This is a genomic window from Pseudomonas sp. AL10, from assembly GCF_029960685.1.
In the GTDB taxonomy this organism is placed as follows: Bacteria; Pseudomonadota; Gammaproteobacteria; order Pseudomonadales; family Pseudomonadaceae; genus Aquipseudomonas; species Aquipseudomonas lactis.
In genome coordinates this window covers 533,451-553,468 of sequence record NZ_JASBQZ010000001.1, presented here as the reverse complement: position 1 = coordinate 553,468, position 20,018 = coordinate 533,451, and the positions used below count along the sequence as shown (strand labels likewise).

The window sequence follows — 20,018 nt, the reverse complement described above, 5'->3', positions numbered from 1 at the left end:
CAAATCCCTGTCGAATTCCGGCCAGCGTGGTTTAACGGGGCGCCTAAGATCAAGAGCAAGATCAAGAGCGACTCGCTTCGCATCGTGGTTACCGTCTGCTATCACAGCCCACAAAGTTGTGTAGATACCTATGCTGCGATAAGGCCCTAACGGCCAACCCTCTCCAACTGCCTCAACGCCGCTTTACGCTGCTCCACCGGCAACCCACCCAACCGCTCCACCGCCGCATAAAACCTAACCCAATCCCCGCCTTCCCGCGCAAACAACGCCGCAAACGCCGGCACCCATTGGTCATACAACCCAAACGGCAACAGTCGGGCATTGTTCATCGGCTGGTTAATCCACGCGTCATAACGCTTGTCACCACCCCATTGGCTATCACGCAGGTGCCGGTATTCGCTGCGCAACTGCTCGAATTGCGCCGCTTTGGCCCGGCGCATCGCGTCCGCTGCCAACGGCTGCGCGTACAACGTCTCCAGGCGTTTACGGGTATCAAGAATCAGCCGGATAAATTGGTCACGTTGCTTCAACGCCGCATCGCCGACAGGCGCCAAGCCCCGCGCCACACGCCATTGCCGGGTGCCTTCCTGCTCGACAAAACTGGCATAGGACTCGTTGAACTCGGTGTCATCCTTCACGTAGAAGCGCTGGTGAGCCAGCTCATGGAAGATCAGCGTGGCGAGGCGCTCATCGCCCCAGCTCATCATCGAACTCATGATCGGGTCGTTGAACCAGCCCAGGGTGGAATAGGCCTCCACGCCACCGATCGACACATCCATGCCCTGTTGCCGCAACAGCGCCGCCTCGCCCCGGGCCGCACCTTGGTTGTAGTAGCCGCGATAGGCGACGCAACCGGCGATGGGAAAGCAATGGTTCTGTGGTGACAGAGAAAATTCCTGTGTGGCAAAGACATTCCAGACCACATAGGGTCGGCCAATATCGGCATACAGCCGATAACTTTGGTTGTCAGGCAGATGCAGCTGTTCACTGGCAAAGGTTCGGGCTCTCTGCGATTGAGCCAGATGCTCGCGCAGCACTGGCGGGCGAGCAGGGTCGGCGATGACCTCGGCAACCGGCTCCCGGGCCCGCAACAGCTGCCACTGGCCGCTCGCCAACTGGCTGTAATAACTGACACTGGAGCAGCCGCTGAGCAGCACAACCATCAGCCCTGGAAGAAAACGCCTGATCATGCCCTGACTGCTCCTGGGAGATTGGTTCGCCAGACTATCGCGCTTGCAGGGGATTTTTCCACGGCATGGCGTGTTTATACTCAAGCCTCTCTTCGTGTTGAGTACCTGCCATGCGCCAGCTTGTGCTTCCCGTCGCCGCTGTGTTCCTCAGCGCTTGCGCCTCTACCCCCATTCCCCCTGTGGACCCGCAGCAGGCCTGGGTGGATTTCACCACGCCGACACCGGGTTCCAAGTTGGTGATGGCTCAGCGCCTGGACGGGAAAAACCTCGACGACGGGCGCTTTTTTCAAATGCCTCCCGGCCCTCACGAGCTGATGGTGCGCTTTGACTTTGAAGTGCCCGCCGGCGGCGGTTTGGGTGGCCTCAGCCAGATGATGTATCGAACCTGCTTCATGACACTGCAGTACGACCACTTTCAGGCCGGCCAGCGCTATGTGCTGGAAGGGCGCTCACTGGCGTTCACGCCCAACATCCGGCTGTACGACTCAACCCGCCAGTTATTGGCCGAAGAGCGCAGCGTGAATTGCATCTGAGTCAGTCGTTGTTCTTTTGGTAGATGATGCGCTTGGTGCCGTTTTCGCACGAACCAACAATCATGGCTTCATCATGGTTCTTGGCTTCTTCGGCGGTGATGATTTCCAGGGTGTAGGACGGAATCGCCTTGGCCTGGATCTTCACTTCGATTTCTTTCCTGAGCTCTTCACAATCTTTTGGCGCGGCCACGGCCGAAGTGGCCAATACACCGCAGATGATTGCCAAGGCAAAACGTTTCATGTGTGGAGCTCCCTGAATGCGCTGCGCACGAGTGTGCGCCTAGGCTGCATGGGCTATTCGACCACATTTTGCAAACACGAGTTCTAATTTAACGCAGAACTAAAATGTGGGAGCAGGCTTGCTCGCTCCCACATAAGATTACTGCTGTGTCAGTTGACCAGCGTGGCATCCAACGTGATGGTTGCATTCAACACCTTGGACACCGGGCACCCTTCCTTGGCCTTTTTGCTCAGTTCATCGAACTGCGCCTGGCTTGCGCCTGGGATTTTGGCCTTCAGGATCAGGTGCACTGCTGTAATCGCAAAGCCGCCCTCGACCTGGTCCAGAGTCACTTCGGCCTGGGTGTCGATGCTGTCAGCCTTGAGCCCGGCGTCGCCGAGAATCATGGAAAACGCCATGGAGAAACAGCCGGCGTGAGCTGCGCCGATCAGTTCTTCAGGGTTGGTACCCTTGCCGCCCTCGAAACGGGCCTTGAAGCCGTAGGGCGCTTCGCGCAGCACGCCGGTTTCCGTGGAAATGGAGCCCAGGCCAGTCTTCAGGTCGCCTTCCCAATGCGCGGATGCCTTTTTAACGATACTCATAGCTTTCTCCTCGAACGGTGGTGTTGCGTCAGTAAGGTTCTGAGGATAGACGTCAAAGCAAAGTTCACTTGTAAGAGAAACCTAGCAATCCAGTAGGAAATTTCAGAGCCTCCTATTGAATCTCGGGTATATGCCCTCATTGCATAGGGTATGCACATGCAGCGGCAGGTTTTGGCTCGTTTAAAAAAGCCTGTGCGCCCAATTGGAGAAGCAGGCTTATGAAATCGCTGTCCGACGTAAAATTCTCGACCCTTGACCTGGTGCCCGTGCGCGCCGACGGCAACCCGGCGCAGTCCCTGCGTAATTCCCTGGACTTGGCCCAGCATGTGGAGAAGTTCGGCTACCACCGTTTCTGGGTAGCCGAGCACCACAATATGGACGGTATCGCCAGTTCGGCCACCTCGGTACTGCTCGGTTACCTGGCAGGCGGCACCTCGACCATTCGCGTGGGTTCCGGCGGCGTGATGCTGCCTAACCACGCGCCACTGGTGATCGCCGAGCAGTTCGGCACCTTGGAAAGCCTTTACCCTGGCCGTATTGACCTGGGCCTGGGGCGCGCGCCCGGCTCCGACCAGATGACCGCCCGCGCCCTACGCCGTGAACGCTCCGGCAGTGCCGATGACTTCCCCGAAGATGTGGCCGAGTTGATGGCCTATCTGGGCCCGCGTACGCCCGACCAACGGGTTATCGCGGTGCCGGGCACCGGCACCAATGTGCCGGTGTGGCTGCTGGGTTCAAGCCTGTTCAGTGCGCAATTGGCTGGCGAGCGGGGCTTGCCCTACGCATTCGCCTCCCATTTCGCGCCGCGCTTGATGCATGAGGCGATTCGCGTGTATCGCAATCACTTCAAGCCTTCAGCCGTGCTGGATAAGCCCTACGTGATGCTCGGCATTCCGCTGGTGGCAGCCGACACCGATGAGCAGGCCGATTACCTGGCCACCTCGGTGTACCAGCGTATTCTCGCGTTGATGCGCGGCCAGAGCCTGGTGCAGCGCCCTCCAGTAAAAACCATGGACGGCCTGTGGTTGCCCCATGAAAAAGACGCGGTCGGTAGCTTTCTTGGTTTGGCCATGGTGGGCAGCCCGGCGAAGATTCGCGGCAAGCTGGAGGTGTTGATCGAGCAGACCGGCGCCGATGAGCTGATTTTTACCAGTGACCTGTATGAGCACGCCGATCGGATTCATTCCTACGAGCTGCTTGCACAAGTGATGAAGGGCTGAAATCCAGGCGAAAAAAACCGACGCACTTGCGTCGGTTTTTTATGTCCACAACACGAGATTAACCGCGCTTGTAGGCAATTTCCTTGGTGCCACCTTCGCAGGTGCCAACTACTTTGTGGTCACTTGGCGTAGCACCTTTGTCCACCACTTCCAGCGAATACCCCGAAGCACCCTTGGCGTCGATTTGCGCGGCAATTTCGCTTTTCAGCTCCTCACAAGGCTTGCCCGCCGCCATAGCGGTACCCGCAATGCTCAACAACCCTACCGCCAACAGAAACGTCTTCATCCGTTACTTTCCTTGCGCTGATCAAAAAGAGCGTGCCGACGCTCATCGCGTCGGCACCCGTTGTTTGTAGCGCAGGTTATGGCAATCGGCCAGCGGGCAAAGTTCAACTCTGCCGATCAACTACTGGCAATGCGGAATCCCACTTTGAGCGTGACCTGGAAGTGCGCAGCCTTGCCATCCTTGATGTGACCACGGGTTTCGGTCACCTCAAACCACTCCAGATGCTTGATGCTTTTGTTGGCTTCGGCCAGGGCATTGTTGATCGCGTCTTCGATGCTGGTGGTGGAAGAGCCTACCAGTTCGACTTTCTTGTACGTGTGATGATCACTCATGGCGTTTCTCCTTATAGGTCGTCAATCAAGACTAGCAGCGAATGTGCGTACTGCTTCAGGCGACCGTTGGGAGGCGAAAGTTCAGAATTACTGCACTTTCTGAAACCGGCGCAGTCGGTATCTACACACGCCACTCAATCACTTCAGGAGATGTCCACATGGCCAACACTTCTTTACGCAAAGCGTCGCTGGAAAGCATGGAAGCCGAGATTTCGAGCCTGCTCAAATCTCTGGAGAGCCTCAAGGACGACGCGTCCGATGAGTCGCGCAAAACGCTGAAGGCCTTGAAAAGCAATGCCGAGAACGCGCTCAAGCACTCTCGTCACCTGATCAGCGACGCCTACGAAGAAAGCAAAGTCAAAATCCGTGAAACCAGCGCTGCCACCCGTGACTACGCTCAAGAGCACCCATGGACGACCGCTGGCGTCGCCGTTGGCGCACTGGGCCTGCTGGCGGCTTACCTGCTGTGCAAGCGCGGTGACTGATTGACCGGTTACATCGGTTGGCGCAACAGCTCAGCCTTGAGCCATTGCGCCAACTGCCCGGCGCGCCCATCTGCGGCGCGCTTGGGTAGCCACAACGCCAGGTGCGCCGGGGTTTCACTGAACCCCCACGGCGCCACCAGGCGACCCGCTCGCAGGTCTTCTGCCACCAGCGGTTCTGGCGCAATTGCCACGCCCAACCCGGCAACCGCCGCTTCCAGCAAATAATACAAATGCTCAAACCCCTGGCCGAGTTTCAACGCGCCGGGCTCGATGCCGTGTTGCCGTGCCCAACTGGGCCAGGCCTGCGGCCTTGAAGTGGTGTGCAGCAAGGCTTGCTCGGCCAGTGCCGACGCCGGAGCCTGGCGCAGCTGTTCAAAATCGGCGAAGCGTGGGCTCATAACCGGGCCGATACGCTCGCTGGCCAGCTCATACACCTGCATATCCGCTGGCCACGGCGGCTCAGCGAACACCAACAAGGCATCCAGCCCGGGGCGGCGGGGGTCCAGATCGCCTTCGCCCGCCGAGAGGTGCAGGCGCAAATCCGGCAAGTCGGCATTCAACCGCCCCAGCCGAGGGATAAACCAACGCGCCAGCAAACTACCGGAACAGCCAAGTACGAAAGGTGCATCGGCGCCGCGCTGGGTCAGTTCGGCGCACACGTCGCGTAAACGCTCGAAAGCTTCCGCGCTCGCGTCGCGAAGCCTTACCCCCGCATCTGTGAGTTTAAGGCCGCGCCCGTCCTTGACGAACAAGCTCACGCCCAAGTGCTCCTCCAGTACTTTCAGCTGGCGGCTGACGGCGCCGTGGGTCACGTGCAATAGCTCTGCTGCCTGGCTGACGCTGTTCAGGCGGGCGGTGGCTTCAAAAGCGCGCAGGGCGTTGAGGGGAGGGAGGTCGCGGCTCATCTGTGAGTTTTCCTGACAGGTTGCGGCGATCTTATCGGTTTTCAGGCCAAGGCGTCACGCGTAGAGTGACCGTCATTGCCTTTAAACACATTCTTTCCTGGAGCGTCCCATGACTCAGTCCCAGACCGATCTACGCAACGGCCCTGATGCCAACGGCCTGTTTGGTGCGTTCGGTGGCCGCTACGTCGCTGAAACCCTGATGCCGTTGATCCTCGACCTGGCCCGCGAATACGAAGCGGCCAAGGTAGATCCGGCGTTTAACGAAGAATTGGCTTACTTCCAGCGCGACTATGTCGGGCGCCCAAGCCCGCTGTACTTCGCAGAACGCCTCACCGAGTTCTGCGGCGGCGCCAAGATCTACCTCAAGCGCGAAGAGCTCAACCACACCGGCGCGCACAAGATCAACAACTGCATCGGCCAGATCCTGCTGGCCCGGCGCATGGGCAAAAAACGCATCATCGCCGAGACCGGCGCCGGCATGCACGGCGTGGCCACCGCCACCGTGGCGGCGCGCTTTGGCTTGCAATGCGTGATCTACATGGGCACCACCGACATCGAGCGCCAGCAGGCCAACGTGTTCCGCATGAAGCTGCTGGGCGCCGAAGTCATCCCCGTGGTCGCCGGCACCGGCACCCTCAAAGACGCCATGAACGAAGCCCTGCGCGACTGGGTCACCAACGTCGACAGCACCTTCTACCTGATCGGTACCGTGGCCGGCCCGCACCCGTATCCGGCGATGGTGCGTGACTTCCAAGCCGTGATCGGCAAGGAAACCCGTACCCAACTGCAAGCCCAGGAAGGCCGCCTGCCGGACAGCCTGGTGGCGTGCATCGGCGGCGGCTCCAACGCCATGGGCCTGTTCCACCCGTTCCTGGATGACACCAGCGTCGAAATCATCGGTGTTGAAGCCGCGGGCCATGGCATTGAAACCGGCAAGCATGCCGCCAGCCTCAACGGCGGCGTACCCGGCGTGCTGCACGGCAACCGCACCTTCCTGCTACAGGACGACGACGGCCAGATCATCGACGCCCACTCGATTTCCGCAGGTCTGGACTACCCCGGCATCGGCCCGGAACACGCCTGGTTGCACGACATCGGCCGCGTCCAGTACACCTCGGTGACGGACGACGAAGCCCTGCAAGCCTTCCACAAATGCTGCCGCCTGGAAGGGATCATTCCTGCCCTGGAAAGCGCCCACGCCCTGGCTGAAGTATTCAAGCGCGCGCCAAACCTGCCCAAGGATCACCTGATGGTGGTCAACCTCTCGGGCCGTGGCGACAAAGACATGCAGACCGTGATGCACCATATGGAACAGTCCAAGCAGGAGAAACACTGATGAGCCGCCTGCAAACCCGCTTTGCGCAACTCAAAGAACAGAACCGCGCCGCCCTGGTGACCTTCGTCACCGCTGGCGACCCCGGCTATGACACTTCGCTGGCGATCCTCAAGGGCTTGCCGGCCGCCGGCGCCGACGTGATCGAACTGGGCATGCCCTTCACCGACCCGATGGCCGACGGCCCGGCCATTCAACTGGCCAATATCCGCGCTCTGGGCGCCAAGCAGAACCTGTTGAAAACCCTGCAGATGGTTCGCGAGTTCCGCCAGGACAACAACGACACCCCGCTGGTGTTGATGGGTTATTTCAACCCGATCCACAAATATGGCGTGTCGCAGTTTATTGCCGATGCCAAGGCAGCTGGTGTCGACGGCCTGATCGTGGTGGACATGCCGCCTGAGCACAACGGCGAGCTGTGCGACCCGGCCCAGGCTGCAGGCATCGACTTTATCCGCCTGACCACGCCAACCACCGATGACGTGCGCCTGCCTACTGTGCTCAATGGCAGCTCCGGGTTTGTGTATTACGTGTCGGTCGCCGGTGTAACCGGGGCCGGTGCCGCCACCCTGGAACACGTCGAAGAAGCCGTGACCCGCCTGCGCCGCCATACCGACCTGCCGATCAGCATCGGCTTTGGTATCCGCACGCCGGACCAGGCAGCGGCCATCGCACGCCTGGCAGACGGGGTGGTAGTGGGTTCGGCGCTGATCGATCACATCGCCACGGCCAAGAACGACCAGCAAGCCATTGATGGCGTGCTGACGCTGTGCGCGGCGCTGTCGGAAGGTGTGCGCAACGCACGCAAGTAACTGCCTGTTCGGTCGGTGATCGGACTGTTCAAACATCACCGATTTATACGCTAGGCTTCAAAAGGGGGCAGGCATCTCGCCTAATGTGTAGGAGCGAGCTTGCTCGCGAAAAACTTACAGGCGCCGCGTTCATTCAGCGAGCACGCGTTATCGTTGACGTTTTTCGCGAGCAAGCTCGCTCCTACACAAGGCTAGGCATCGCGTCTCTCCTTTTTAACGCACTTCGTGCCCTTTGCCGTCTAACCACCTTCGCAAGCCCCGCAGTCCTTGCCCCTCGGTCGTTAAGTTAGCCGCATCAGAAGTCATTCTTGTCTCTTTAAGGAGTACATCATGGCATTTGATCTCGTCACTGTTTCAGACCGTCGCCACTCCACCCTGCAAAAGGGTTTCAATCTGCGCTGGCCCTTGGGAAATGTGCAGGGCCAGTCTTCGCCCAATGGCGCCAACCTGATTTACCTTTGCCGCAGCCCGCAAGACATCATGGACGCCGCCGCCCAGGCATTGGCCCTGCCCAATGGGCGCATCACCGTACGCAGCGGCGGTCATTGCTACGAAGGGTTTGTCGCCAACAAGATGCCCGACAGCCCGGATGAGGTGCTGTCGATCCTGGATATCAGCGCGCTGAACCGAGTGATCTACGATGCCAGCGGCCAGATGGGCTCCGAACTGAGCCCGACGCAGCCCTTTCGCTACCGCTTTCGCCTGGAGGCCGGCAGCCAGATCTGGGACAGCTATAGCGAGTTGTACAAGCGGGCCAACAAGACCTTGCCCGGGGGCTCCTGTTATTCGGTCGGATTGGGCGGGCACATTTGCGGCGGCGGCTACGGTCTGCTGTCGCGCAAGTATGGACTGGTGTGTGACTGGCTCAGCGGGGTCGACATCCTGGTGCCTGACAGCCAAGGCAAAGGGCTCGAACCGCGCCATGTCAGCAGGGACAGCACCCAACAGGACGAATTGGACCTGTTCGCCGCGTGCTGCGGTGCTGGGGGTGGTCAATTCGGCATTATCACCAGTTATTACTTCAAGGACCTGCCACCGGCCCCCAAAGAGGTGCTGTGGCTGGTGTTGGAATGGGACTGGTCAATAGTGACCCAGGATGCACTCGAAAGCTTGCTGGTGGCTTACCAGCTGTGGTTTTCCAGCCATCAGAGCAACCCAGATACCTGGGGCCTGGCGACCAAGCTGGAAATGCGCCATCAGCACACAGGCAATATCACGCTGGGCATCCATTACGTGGATAAGGACGGCGAACTGAACGACCGCGCGCCGTTTGATGATTTTGTCGACAAGATGCTCACGGCCATCGGCTTGCCTGCCACCGAGTCGCTGGTGCCGTTTCATGTGGTCCATTTGCCGCCTGGCACAGCCCGCGGGCGCCCCATCGACTCAGTGTCATCCGCCCAGGCTGCGGCGCGGCGCCTGGATTGGCTGGTGTGCCAGCAAACATTGAATGGTTCGGGAGACAACCAGCGTGGGCGCTATAAGTCGGCCTACCAGAAAGGGGAGTTCAGCCCTCAAGTGCTACAGGCCATCTGGACTACCCTGACATGGCCAGACCCTGACAACCACCTGACACAAAGCCTGATCCAGATTCAGTCCTTCGGCGGCCAGATCAACGCCGCCAGTGCGCCAGTGCGCAAGGAGTCGTCGGCCGCCCAGCGTTCGTCCTTCCTCAAGTGGCAACCTCAGTGTTACTGGCGCGGCGACAGCGCCGCCGCGGACCAAGCCCATGCTGACTGGATCCGAGGGCTGTACTTCAACGCGTTTGCGGATGCTCAAGGTGTACCGCTCAACAACGCGTTCGAAGGCTGCTACATCAATTACCCCGACCTCGACATGACTTACGCAGGGGGTAATCCGGCCAACGGCAAAAACCCCCAGTGGTACAAAATATTCTTTCCCGACCTGATGATCGAAAGCCGCTTGCGCCGTACCAAACAGCGCTGGGACCCGCGCAATGTATTTCGCAACGAGATGTCGGTGCCGTAGAACGAAAAAAGGGCGACCCGCAGGTCGCCCCTTTTTACAGCTCGATCCGCTCGACTTTGCCGACCAGCAATATGTAGGAAAGCGCGCCAAGCAACGCCAGTACTGCAATGTAGGTAATGGCCGGCGCAAACGATGAGCCACTGGCCAGAAAACCAATCACGATAGGCGTGGCAATCGCCGCCAGGTTGCCAATGAAGTTGAACACGCCCCCGGTCAGCCCCAGCAAACGGGCAGGCGCCAAGGTCGACACCAACGACCAGGTGATCGACGCCAGGCCATTGCCGAAAAACGCCACCGCCAGAAACGCGATGACCCACCCCGTCGAGTCCACATAGTTGGCCCCGATGATCGCCGTGGAAATCAGCAGCCCGCTGATGATCGGCAACTTGCGCGCAAAGCCCACCGACGCCCCACGACGAATCAGCCAATCGGAAAACACCCCCGAACACAGCACGCCCACAAACGCGGCCAGGAACGGCAAGGAGGCCAGCAAGCCAGACTGGATAAAGTCCATGCCACGATATTTCACCAGGTACGTCGGGAACCAGGTCAGGAAGAACCACAGCGTGGAGTTCAGGCAAAACTGGCCCAGGTAGATGCCCCAAAGCTTGCGCTTGCTCAGCACGATGCCCAGGTCCGTCCAACTGAAGGGTGCCTTGATGGTTTTAGCCTGCATGTCCACCAGCCCGCCACCGTCGCGGATCAGTTGGATTTCGGCTTCGTTGGCGCCTTTGAAATCTTTGGGCTCGCGGTACACCGCGTACCAGATCGCGGCCCATAGGATGCCGACGCCACCGGTTACCACAAACACCATGTGCCAGCCGTACTGATGTTGCAGCCACGCCAGTACCGGGGTGAGGAACGCCAGGCCGACGAATTGCCCAGAAGTGTAGACGCCGATAGCCGTGGCGCGCTCGCGCTCGGGAAACCAGGTGGTGACCACGCGGCTGTTGATGGGATAGGCCGGTGCCTCCAACGCGCCAACGGCCATGCGCAGCACGAACAGCGCGATAAAGCTGGCGGCGAAACCGAGCATTACGGTGGCAATCGACCACAGCAGCAGGGCCGCCGTGTAGAGAATGCGCGGCGGCACCCGGTCTACCAACCAGCCACCCGGGATTTGCATGGCGGCGTAGGTCCAGCCGAAGGCAGAGAAAATCAGCCCGACTTGCACCGGGTCGATCCCCAGCTCGCTGGTCAGCGCCGGAGCGGCAATCGACAGGTTGCTGCGGTCGAGGTAGTTGATAACCACGGTGATGAACAGCAGCACCATGATGAAAAAGCGCTTTCTGCTAGGCGTGACTAAAGAAGCCTGCCCGGTGAGGGATTCAGGGTGCATGGGGGTGCCTCTTTTTATATTTGTTGAGGAAGGAACGCGCTCAATGTGGGAGCTGGCTTGCCTGCGATGGCGGCATGACTGGCACCGCTGCGGTGACTGGCCCACCGCCATCGCAGGCAAGCCAGCTCCCACCTTTTTTAGCGCGTTTCAATCAGGTGGAAATCACCACTCGGCAAAGCTGCCATCGGCATGGCGCCAGATCGGGTTGCGCCAGCGATGGCCGATGGCCGCGCGCTCAACCACATACTCTTCGTTGATCTCAATGCCCAAACCCGGGCCGTTGGGGATCTTCACAAAGCCCTGGTCATAGTCGAACACGCCCGGGTCTCGCACATAGTCGAGCAGATCGTTGCTTTCATTGTAGTGAATGCCCAGGCTCTGCTCCTGGATAAACGCGTTGTAGCAAACCGCATCCAGTTGCAGGCACGCCGCCAAGGCAATCGGGCCCAGCGGGCAGTGCAAGGCGAGGGCCACGTCGTAGGCTTCGGCCATGTTGGCGATCTTGCGGGTTTCGGTGATACCGCCCGCGTGGGAGGCGTCCGGCTGGATGATGTCGACGTAGCCTTCGCTGAGCACGCGCTTGAAATCCCAGCGCGAGAACAGGCGCTCGCCCAGGGCGATCGGCGTACTGGTCAACGGTGCCAGTTCTTTGAGCGCTTCGTAGTTTTCGCTGAGCACCGGCTCTTCAATGAACATCAGTTTGTACGGGTCGAGCTCTTTCATCAGCACCTTGGCCATCGGCTTGTGCACCCGGCCATGGAAGTCGACGCCGATCCCCACGTTAGGGCCGACCGCATCGCGCACGGCAGCGACGTTGGCCAGGGCCAGGTCGACTTTTTCGAAGCTGTCGACAAACTGCAATTCTTCGGTGCCGTTCATTTTTACCGCCGTGAAGCCACGGGCCACCGCCTCTTTGGCAGCACGGGCGGTGTCGGCAGGGCGGTCACCGCCGATCCATGAATACACGCGGATTTTGTCGCGCACCTGGCCGCCCAGCAGATCGCTGACCGACACACCGAGGGCCTTGCCCTTGATGTCCCACAACGCCTGGTCGATGCCGGCGAGGGCGCTCATGTGCACCGCGCCGCCTCGGTAGAAGCCGCCGCGATAGAGCACGGTCCAGATATCTTCGATGTTGCGTGGGTCTTTGCCGATCAGGTAGTCGGACAGTTCTTCGACGGCAGCGGCCACCGTGTGAGCGCGGCCCTCGACCACAGGCTCACCCCAGCCGGTCACACCCTGGTCGGTTTCGACCTTGAGGAAGCACCAGCGCGGCGGAACGATAAAGGTCGTCAGTTTGGTGATTTTCATCTCTTGTCTCTCTTATAGATGCAGCGCCTGTGGGCGCGGAATGTGCTCTCAGCCGAGGGCTTTCCAGGCGGCGACATACGCCTGGGCACGGCTCGCAACCTGATCCACTGTCATGCCCGGCTTGAACAGCCCGGAACCCAATCCGAAGCCCTTGGCGCCGGCGTCGGTAAACACCTGCATGTTGTCCGGGGTGATGCCGCCCACCGGCAGCAGCAACGTGCCCGCCGGCAATACCGCCAGCCATGCCTTGATCACTGAAGGGCCCATTTGCTCGGCCGGGAACAGCTTCAACACATCGGCGCCTTCGGCCAGTGCGGCAAAGGCTTCGGTGGGCGTGGCTACCCCAGGCGACAAATACAGGCCCGCCGCTTTGGCCGCACGCAACACCTTGGCATCGCTGTGGGGCATAACGATCACCTGGCCTCCGGCCGCCTTGACCTGCTCGACCTGCTCAGGCGTCAACACCGTGCCAGCACCGATCAGGCAATCGGCGGGCAAGCTGTCGCGCAGGGTGCGGATGCTGGTGTAAGGGTCTGGCGAGTTGAGCGGCACTTCGATCACGCGAAAACCCGCGTCGTACAGCACTTGGCCGACCGCCTGGGCTTCGTCGGGGCGTAGGCCGCGCAGGATGGCGATCAAACCGTTTTGTGCGAGTGCTTGCTTGAGCATGTCAGGCCTCCAGTAAAGGTCGAGTAAGCCCGGCGGCTTGCGCCAGTTGCCACAGGCCACGCTCGGTGGCTTCTTGCGCCAGGCTGACGTGGACAAAGCCGCAAAGGGCGAGGGCGCGTTGATAGCGGGCGCAGAGTGGAGCAGCGCCGACCAGGATGATCGGCTGGTGTTTGGCGGAATCTGGCAGGCCGACGAGTTCATGGCCGATGAGCAAGCCGGACAGGTAATCGGGTTGCTGGTCGGGCGCCAGCTGCGCAGTGAGCCCAAGGGTACGGGCACTGAACAGGGTTGAGAGCACGCCACGCTGGCCGTCGTTGGACAGCGCCACGTGCACGCCTCGATCAAACGCCTCGGCCTGGAACTGTTCGCTGGCCTGTTGGGTGCGCCCCAGAATGCTGTGCTTGCTCAACACCGCAAACACTTCGCCGGTCATGAAGGTATCGAAATGGGTAATGCGGCCTTCCACCACCTCGACCCATTTGGAATGGCTGCCGGGCAGGCCGATCAGCACCTTGGGCCCAAGCCCTTGCAGTACGCCGAGCACTTGGGTTTCTTCGCCGCGCATCACATTGGGCAGCCCCACTTGCTCGATCACCCCCGGCACGATGTGCACCTGCACCCCGCGCAGGCTGCGTATGCCATGCAACGCCTGGCCAAGGCTGGCGACATCCACGGGCGTGCTGCGATAGGCCGCCTCGCTCCAACCCTGTGCGCTGCCGACCATGCCGCACGCGATCACTGGCAGCCTGGGCTGGGCGTCGAGCCAATCGCCGCAGGCGCTATCGAACGCCAGTTCAAAGCCGTCGGTGCACAGCACACCGGCAATTTCCCGAGGCTCTGTGGGCAAGTGCATGATGCCGGTAGCCAGCGAGCGCTGTTCCAGCACAACGCCCGCGGGGCCGAGTTTGTAAGCACGAAGGGAGCTGGTCCCCCAATCGAGCGCGATCAATTGCGCCTGCATCGCTTCACCTGAAATGAGTGGGTGCTGAAAAAAGCAGATGGGCGAATATAAACCTACGGCGCAGAACATCTCAATATATAAATATCAATCCCATATAATGAGACAAGGCAAGATAAATCCTACAACTCTTCCTGTTTTTACTTAGGGAAAGACGCGGGTTTACCGGGTAAGAACGCTTAAAAAATCGACAGGTCCAGCTCGCGCATCGCACCCATCCAAATGGCGTAATCGGTGTGGTCCTTGAGGTCATCACCGGTTTCCGGGTGCAGGAACACCACCAAACCATTGCGGTGCAGCGCCAGCCACGGCAATACCACGCCGATATATTCCGGCTCGAACGCCAGTTGGCAACTCCAATCCGGGTGCGGGCCCACCGGCCGCTCATGCACGCGGCCCATGCGCAACGGGAACAGCCTGGCGGCGTCTTCACAGAGCGTGCGCGCCTGCTCGATCGTACTGGCGTCGAAGTAGATATGGGCGTGGTAGCCCTTGATACGTTGCATGACTGACTCCGGTTCCACTGTGCGCCGATCCTAGACCGCAATCGACGGCAGGGCCAGCCCGGTCAACGACTGCGCACTGCTGGCCTGTTCCGCCACCAGCCACTCGACAAAGCGGTCCACCAACTGACCACGGCGTTTGCGCTGGGGCTGCACCACGTAATAGCCAAATCGCGACGTCACCGTGGGGCTGATCGGTCGGCACAACCAATTCTGCTCCAGCAGGTTATCCACCAGGTGGCGCCAGCCGATGGCGACACCCTGGCCGGCAATCGCGGCCTGGATCAGCAAGGTGTAGTTGTCGAAGCGCAATTGCCCAGGGGTCGGCGCAGCGGTGATACCCAGTTCGCGGAATACGCCGTTCCAGTCGAACCACTGGCTGTTGTTTTCCTGGCGCAGGTGCAGCAACGGGCAGCCTTGCAAGGTCTGCACCGTCAGGGGCGCAGCTTGTTCCTTGAGCCACTGCGGGCTGCACACCGGAAACACCTCCTCATTGAACAACCACAGGCTCTCGCCCTGCTTGAAACGGCCATCGCCGAACAACACCGCCACATCAATATCGCTGCGCAGAGTGGCGTGGTTGCGCTCACTGGTGACCAGGCTGACATCCACCTGCGGGTTGGCCTGGTGGAAGCGATGCAGGCGCGGCATCAGCCAATAGGCAGCGAAGGCGAAGTCAGTGGCGACTTGCAGCACTTCATGCTGGCTTTGTTGAGTAATGGCGCCGAGGCCCTGGTTGATGTTCTGCAGGCCGCCTTGCACATGCTCGAACAGCAGGGCGCCAGCGTCGGTCAGTTCAATGCCGCGATAAATGCGGTCAAACAGGCGGATCGCCAGTTGCTCTTCGAGGCGTTTGATCTGCTGGCTGACCGCCGGTTGGGTGGTGCCCAGCTCCATCGCGGCAGCGGTGAAACTGCGATGGCGTGCCGCTGCCTCAAAGGCGCGCAGCAAATCGAGAGAGAGGTCACCCAGCGCTTCATACATAAGCTCAACTTATCCTAGTCATTGCCGCGCATGGGCTTTACCCATGTATTGATGGACCGCATGCTCACTCGCATAAACACCGCCTATGGAATGCCGAGAAACCATGAAGCGCAAGAACATTCTTTTCATCATGGCCGATCAGATGGCCGCGCCGATGCTGCCGTTCTACGGGCCTTCCCCGATCAAGCTGCCCAACCTCAGCCGCCTGGCGGCACAAGGTGTGGTGTTCGACGCCGCCTATTGCAACAGCCCATTGTGCGCACCGTCGCGCTTCACCTTGGTAAGTGGCCAATTGCCGAGCAAGATCGGCGCCTACGACAACGCCGCCGATTTCCCCGCCGATGTACCGACCTATGCCCACTACCTGCGTCGCCTCGGCTACCGCACTGCGCTGTCGGGCAAGATGCACTTCTGCGGCCCCGACCAGTTGCACGGCTATGAGGAACGCCTGACCAGCGACATCTACCCCGCCGACTATGGCTGGGCGGTGAACTGGGACGAACCAGACGTACGCCCTACCTGGTATCACAACATGTCCTCGGTACTGCAAGCCGGCCCGTGTGTGCGCACCAACCAGCTGGATTTCGACGAAGAGGTGGTGTTCAAGGCTCAGCAATATCTGTTTGATCACATCCGCGAGGAGGGCGACCAGCCGTTCTGCCTGACCGTGTCGATGACCCATCCCCACGACCCGTACACCATTCCCAAGCCGTTCTGGGACCTGTACGCCGACACCGAGATTCCAATGCCCGCGACGCCGCCCCAGGCCGACCTTGACCCGCATTCCCAGCGGCTGCTCAAGGTCTATGACTTGTGGGACAAACCGCTGCCGGTGGATAAGATCCGCGACGCCCGCCGCGCCTACTTCGGCGCCTGCAGCTACATCGACGGCAACGTCGGCAAGCTGCTGCAGACCCTGGAAGACACCGGCCTGGCCGCCGACACCCTGATCATTTTCTCCGGCGACCACGGCGACATGCTTGGCGAGCGCGGCCTCTGGTACAAAATGCACTGGTTTGAAATGGCCGCCCGCGTGCCGCTGCTGGTCAGTGCGCCGGGGCAGTTCGCCGCTGGCCGCGTCACCCAGGCCGTGTCGACCGCCGACTTGTTGCCGACCCTGGTGGAATTGGCCGGTGGCGAACTGGACCCGCACTTGCCGCTGGACGGCCGCTCACTGGTCCCGCACTTGCAAGGGCAGGGCGGGCATGACGAAGTGTTTGGCGAATACATGGCCGAAGGCACCATAAGCCCGTTGATGATGATTCGCCGGGGCGCCTACAAATTCATCTACAGCGAAGACGACCCTTGCTTGTTGTTCGATGTGCACAACGACCCGCGCGAGCAGGAAAACCTCAGCCAGTGCGCCGAACATCGTCCGTTGTTCGAGGCGTTCTTGCGTGAAGCGCGGGCTAAATGGGACATCCCGGCGATCCATCAACAGGTGCTCGCCAGCCAACGCCGTCGCCGCCTGGTGTTTGAAGCGCTGACCCAAGGCAAACTCAAGAGCTGGGATCACCAGCCACTGGTAGACGCCAGTCAGCAGTACATGCGCAACCATATCGACCTTGATGACCTGGAGCGCAAGGCACGTTTTCCACAACCCTGCCAAAACCAATAAGTAGACAGAGGGAAGGCCATGCAAAAGTTGACCGTGGTACTGAGTTTGGTGGTGCTCAGCAGCGCCCAGGTGTACGCAGACACTCGCTGCGAAACGGTGAAGATGGCCGATCCAGGCTGGAGCGACATTGCCGCCACCAACGCCATCACCAGTTTCTTGCTGACGGGCATGGGCTACCAACCCAAGGTCGACACCTTGGCGGTGCCGATCACCTTCGGCGGGCTGAAAGACGGCCAGGTGGATGTCTTCCTCGGCAACTGGATGCCGGCGCAGCAAGGCTTCTACGACAAGTTCGTGGCCAACGGCGATGTGGTGCAACTGGCGAAGAACCTGGAGGGCACCGAGTTCACCCTCGCGGTGCCGGACTATGTGTGGGAAGCCGGGGTGCATGACTTCGCCGACCTGAACAAGTTTGCCGACAAGTTCGACAAGAAGATCTACGGCATTGGCTCCGGCGCGCCGGCCAATATCTCCTTGCAGGAGATCATCAAGAAAAATGACTTCGACCTGGGGCAATGGAAGCTGATCGAGTCCAGCGAACAAGCGATGCTCGCAGAGGTCTCGCGAGCGGTGAAGAAACAGCGTTTCATCACCTTCCTCGGCTGGACCCCACACCCGATGAACGTGCAACTGAAAATGCGTTACCTCAAAGGCGGCGAGCAGTACTTTGGCGCTACCGGCAGCGTGTATACCCTGACCCGCAAGGGTTACGCACAAGCCTGCCCCAATGTCGGGAAACTGCTGACCAACCTGAGTTTCACCCAGGCCATGGAGAACAGCATCATGGCCGACGTGGCCAACAACAAGGTCAGCAATGCGCAGGCGGCGAAGGCGTGGATCAAGGCCAACCCGGCGGTGCTGGACCAGTGGCTGGAGGGCGTGAAAACCCTGGATGGCCAGGAGGCGTTGCCGGCGGTAAAGGCCAAACTCTGACGCTTGCCGCTGCCCCCTGTGGGAGCTGGCTTGCCTGCGATAGCATCACCCCGGTATGCCTGTCGCACCGAGGCGCCAGCATCGCAGGCAACCCAGCTCCCACACGTACCCATGCATATTGATATTCTTGCCAAAACCCTTTACCCGAGCCTGCGATGCCCCGGCCCACCCGCCATACACTCTTGCCCTTCCTGCGCTGGCTGCCGCGCCAAACCCGCGCCAGCGTCGGCCGGGATGCCATCGTCGGCCTCAGCGGCGCGGTGCTTGCGCTGCCGCAGTCAATTGCCTACGCATTGATCGCAGGTCTCCCACCCGAATACGGGCTCTACGCCGCCATCATTCCGGTATTGATCGCTTGCCTGTGGGGCTCGTCCTGGCACCTGATCTGCGGGCCCACGGCCGCCATCTCCATCGTGCTTTACGCCAGCGTCAGCCCATTGGCCGTGCCCGGCTCCCAGGACTACATCACCCTTATTCTGTTGCTGACCCTCCTCGCGGGCGTATTCCAGTGGTTGCTCGGCCTGCTGCGCTTCGGCGCCCTAGTGAACTTTGTCTCCCATTCGGTGGTGCTGGGTTTCACCCTGGGCGCCGCTGTGGTGATTGCCCTGGGGCAACTGCCCAACCTGCTCGGGTTGGATTTGCCCAGCCAGGCCACGGCCATCAACGGTCTACTGGCGCTGATCGATCATCGTGGCGAGTGGGATCAGGCATCCCTGGCCCTGGGGCTGGGGACGTTGCTGGCAGGCATGTTGCTCAAGTACCTGGTGCCACGCTGGCCCACACTGTTGATAGCCTTGGTGCTGGGCAGCCTGGTGGCATGGTTGTGGCCGGCGATGTTCGGGCATGTGGCACGGGTCAGTTCGTTCATCGGCAAACTGCCGCCGTTCAGCCCGTTGCCGATGGACCTGGACCTGGTGCTGCGCCTGCTGCCCAGTGCCGTGGCTGTGGGCATGCTGGGGTTGGTGACCAGCCTGTCGATTGCCCGCTCGCTGTCGGCCCGCTCGCAACAACTGCTCGACGCCAACCAGGAAGTTCGCGCCCAGGGTTTATCCAACATCGTCGGCGGATTTTTTTCCGGCTACCTGTCAGCCGGATCATTCACCCGCTCGGGCCTCAGTTACGAGGCGGGCGCCTGTTCGCCGCTGGCGGGGGTGTTTTCGGCCCTGTGGGTGGCGTTATTCGCGTTATTTGGCGCAGCGTTGATCGCGCATATTCCGATCCCGAGCATGGCGGCGAGCATCCTGCTGATTTGCTGGGGGCTGGTGGACCACCGCGGCATTCGCGCGCTGTTCCGGGTCAGCCGTGCCGAATTCGTGGTGATGAGCCTGACCTGCGTCGCCACCTTATTGTTGGAGCTGCAAACGGCCATCTATGCCGGGGTGCTGGCGTCGCTGTTTTTCTACCTCAAGCGCACGTCGCAGCCACGGGTTCAACACTGGCGCGACGGTGAGGCGGATGTGTTGCGGGTGGGCGGCTCGATCTTTTTTGGCGCCAGCCATTACCTGCAAGTGCGCCTGCAGCGCTTGCAGGGCGAGCGGGTGGTGATCGAGGCGCAGCAGATCAACTTTATCGACTATTCCGGGGTGGAGATGCTGCATCAGGAGGCGCGCCGGTTGGCGGGGTTGGGGCGTAGCTTGACGTTGCGTGGGGCCAGGCCGCAGGTGGTTGATGAGCTGAAAAAGCTCGACGGGCCCGATAACTGCCCCATCGACTTTGAAGACTGAACCCGATCAAAACTGTGGGAGCTGGCTTGCCTGCGATAGCGGTGGGTCAGCCAGCACATGGGTAACTGACCT

At 60.6% G+C, this 20,018-nt stretch carries 21 protein-coding genes; 9 read left to right on the top strand and 12 right to left on the bottom strand.

What is annotated here, in order from left to right:
- Nucleotides 1–146 precede the first annotated feature (146 nt).
- Entirely contained in the window at nt 147–1,190 is a 1,044-nt protein-coding gene (locus QK296_RS02605) for an aminopeptidase (RefSeq protein ID WP_282390552.1), read from the bottom strand.
- A gap of 110 nt (nt 1,191–1,300) precedes the next feature.
- On the opposite strand from QK296_RS02605, the gene QK296_RS02600 reads away from it, so the two are divergent.
- Entirely contained in the window at nt 1,301–1,723 is a 423-nt protein-coding gene (locus QK296_RS02600) for a hypothetical protein (protein ID WP_003187313.1), read from the top strand.
- A gap of 1 nt (nt 1,724) precedes the next feature.
- Here the strand turns inward: QK296_RS02600 and QK296_RS02595 are convergent, their stop codons facing one another.
- Together QK296_RS02595 and QK296_RS02590 are read right to left on the bottom strand one after the other, a co-directional pair.
- Complete coding sequence (locus QK296_RS02595; RefSeq protein ID WP_003187312.1) at nt 1,725–1,964, bottom strand: DUF1161 domain-containing protein; 240 nt, start codon at nt 1,962–1,964, stop codon at nt 1,725–1,727.
- 149 nt (nt 1,965–2,113) lie between these two features.
- Nucleotides 2,114–2,545: an OsmC family protein gene (locus tag QK296_RS02590; protein WP_003187311.1), complete on the bottom strand. Its 432-nt coding sequence runs from the start codon at nt 2,543–2,545 to the stop codon at nt 2,114–2,116.
- A 218-nt stretch (nt 2,546–2,763) separates the two neighbouring features.
- Here QK296_RS02590 and QK296_RS02585 point away from each other — a divergent pair, with 218 nt between their 5' ends.
- A complete protein-coding gene (locus QK296_RS02585; protein WP_014716309.1) occupies nt 2,764–3,765 on the top strand; it encodes an LLM class flavin-dependent oxidoreductase in 1,002 nt (333 codons plus the stop codon).
- 58 nt (nt 3,766–3,823) lie between these two features.
- On the opposite strand, the gene QK296_RS02580 is transcribed toward QK296_RS02585, so the two are convergent.
- The gene (locus QK296_RS02580) at nt 3,824–4,051 is read right to left on the bottom strand and encodes a DUF1161 domain-containing protein (RefSeq protein WP_034134138.1); all 228 of its coding nucleotides are present in this window, start codon (nt 4,049–4,051) and stop codon (nt 3,824–3,826) included.
- Nucleotides 4,052–4,167: 116 nt separating this feature from the next.
- Nucleotides 4,168–4,383: a dodecin gene (locus tag QK296_RS02575; RefSeq protein ID WP_005783406.1), complete on the bottom strand. Its 216-nt coding sequence runs from the start codon at nt 4,381–4,383 to the stop codon at nt 4,168–4,170.
- A 158-nt stretch (nt 4,384–4,541) separates the two neighbouring features.
- On the opposite strand from QK296_RS02575, the gene QK296_RS02570 reads away from it, so the two are divergent.
- Nucleotides 4,542–4,868, top strand: coding sequence for a DUF883 family protein (locus tag QK296_RS02570; protein ID WP_003187304.1), 327 nt, complete (start codon nt 4,542–4,544; stop codon nt 4,866–4,868).
- 8 nt (nt 4,869–4,876) lie between these two features.
- Here QK296_RS02570 and QK296_RS02565 read toward each other — a convergent pair whose 3' ends face one another.
- On the bottom strand, nt 4,877–5,773 hold the full coding sequence (locus tag QK296_RS02565; RefSeq protein ID WP_212613674.1) for a LysR family transcriptional regulator: 897 nt from the start codon (nt 5,771–5,773) through the stop codon (nt 4,877–4,879).
- A gap of 109 nt (nt 5,774–5,882) precedes the next feature.
- Between QK296_RS02565 and trpB the strand changes: the two genes are divergently transcribed.
- From trpB to QK296_RS02550, 3 genes are all read left to right on the top strand, one after another.
- The gene (trpB, locus tag QK296_RS02560; RefSeq protein ID WP_003187301.1) at nt 5,883–7,109 is read left to right on the top strand and encodes a tryptophan synthase subunit beta; all 1,227 of its coding nucleotides are present in this window, start codon (nt 5,883–5,885) and stop codon (nt 7,107–7,109) included.
- Nucleotides 7,109–7,918 (top strand): tryptophan synthase subunit alpha, encoded by an 810-nt coding sequence (trpA, locus tag QK296_RS02555; protein ID WP_003187300.1) that lies wholly within the window; start codon nt 7,109–7,111, stop codon nt 7,916–7,918. The genes trpB and trpA overlap by 1 nt, the downstream gene beginning before the upstream one ends.
- A 330-nt stretch (nt 7,919–8,248) precedes the next feature.
- Complete coding sequence (locus QK296_RS02550) at nt 8,249–9,907, top strand: BBE domain-containing protein (protein ID WP_282390551.1); 1,659 nt, start codon at nt 8,249–8,251, stop codon at nt 9,905–9,907.
- A 34-nt stretch (nt 9,908–9,941) separates the two neighbouring features.
- On the opposite strand, the gene QK296_RS02545 is transcribed toward QK296_RS02550, so the two are convergent.
- From QK296_RS02545 to QK296_RS02520, 6 genes are all read right to left on the bottom strand, one after another.
- Nucleotides 9,942–11,246, bottom strand: a complete 1,305-nt coding sequence (locus QK296_RS02545) for an MFS transporter (protein WP_003187298.1) — start codon at nt 11,244–11,246, stop codon at nt 9,942–9,944.
- 162 nt (nt 11,247–11,408) lie between these two features.
- Entirely contained in the window at nt 11,409–12,557 is a 1,149-nt protein-coding gene (gene dgoD, locus QK296_RS02540) for a galactonate dehydratase (RefSeq protein WP_003187297.1), read from the bottom strand.
- A 48-nt stretch (nt 12,558–12,605) separates the two neighbouring features.
- Nucleotides 12,606–13,226, bottom strand: a complete 621-nt coding sequence (locus tag QK296_RS02535; protein WP_003187296.1) for a 2-dehydro-3-deoxy-6-phosphogalactonate aldolase — start codon at nt 13,224–13,226, stop codon at nt 12,606–12,608.
- A 1-nt stretch (nt 13,227) separates the two neighbouring features.
- The gene (locus QK296_RS02530) at nt 13,228–14,187 is read right to left on the bottom strand and encodes a 2-dehydro-3-deoxygalactonokinase (protein ID WP_120247398.1); all 960 of its coding nucleotides are present in this window, start codon (nt 14,185–14,187) and stop codon (nt 13,228–13,230) included.
- A 176-nt stretch (nt 14,188–14,363) separates the two neighbouring features.
- Nucleotides 14,364–14,690 (bottom strand): DOPA 4,5-dioxygenase family protein, encoded by a 327-nt coding sequence (locus QK296_RS02525; RefSeq protein ID WP_003187292.1) that lies wholly within the window; start codon nt 14,688–14,690, stop codon nt 14,364–14,366.
- Between the two features lie 30 nt (nt 14,691–14,720).
- Nucleotides 14,721–15,671 (bottom strand): LysR family transcriptional regulator, encoded by a 951-nt coding sequence (locus tag QK296_RS02520; protein WP_003187289.1) that lies wholly within the window; start codon nt 15,669–15,671, stop codon nt 14,721–14,723.
- A gap of 103 nt (nt 15,672–15,774) precedes the next feature.
- Between QK296_RS02520 and betC the strand changes: the two genes are divergently transcribed.
- From betC to QK296_RS02505, 3 genes are all read left to right on the top strand, one after another.
- The gene (betC, locus tag QK296_RS02515) at nt 15,775–17,289 is read left to right on the top strand and encodes a choline-sulfatase (protein WP_003187287.1); all 1,515 of its coding nucleotides are present in this window, start codon (nt 15,775–15,777) and stop codon (nt 17,287–17,289) included.
- A gap of 18 nt (nt 17,290–17,307) precedes the next feature.
- Nucleotides 17,308–18,222 carry a choline ABC transporter substrate-binding protein gene (gene choX / locus QK296_RS02510; RefSeq protein WP_003187286.1) on the top strand — a complete coding sequence of 305 codons (915 nt, stop codon included), beginning with the start codon at nt 17,308–17,310 and terminating at the stop codon, nt 18,220–18,222.
- A gap of 155 nt (nt 18,223–18,377) precedes the next feature.
- Nucleotides 18,378–19,946 carry a SulP family inorganic anion transporter gene (locus tag QK296_RS02505; protein WP_034134134.1) on the top strand — a complete coding sequence of 523 codons (1,569 nt, stop codon included), beginning with the start codon at nt 18,378–18,380 and terminating at the stop codon, nt 19,944–19,946.
- Nucleotides 19,947–20,018 lie beyond the last annotated feature (72 nt).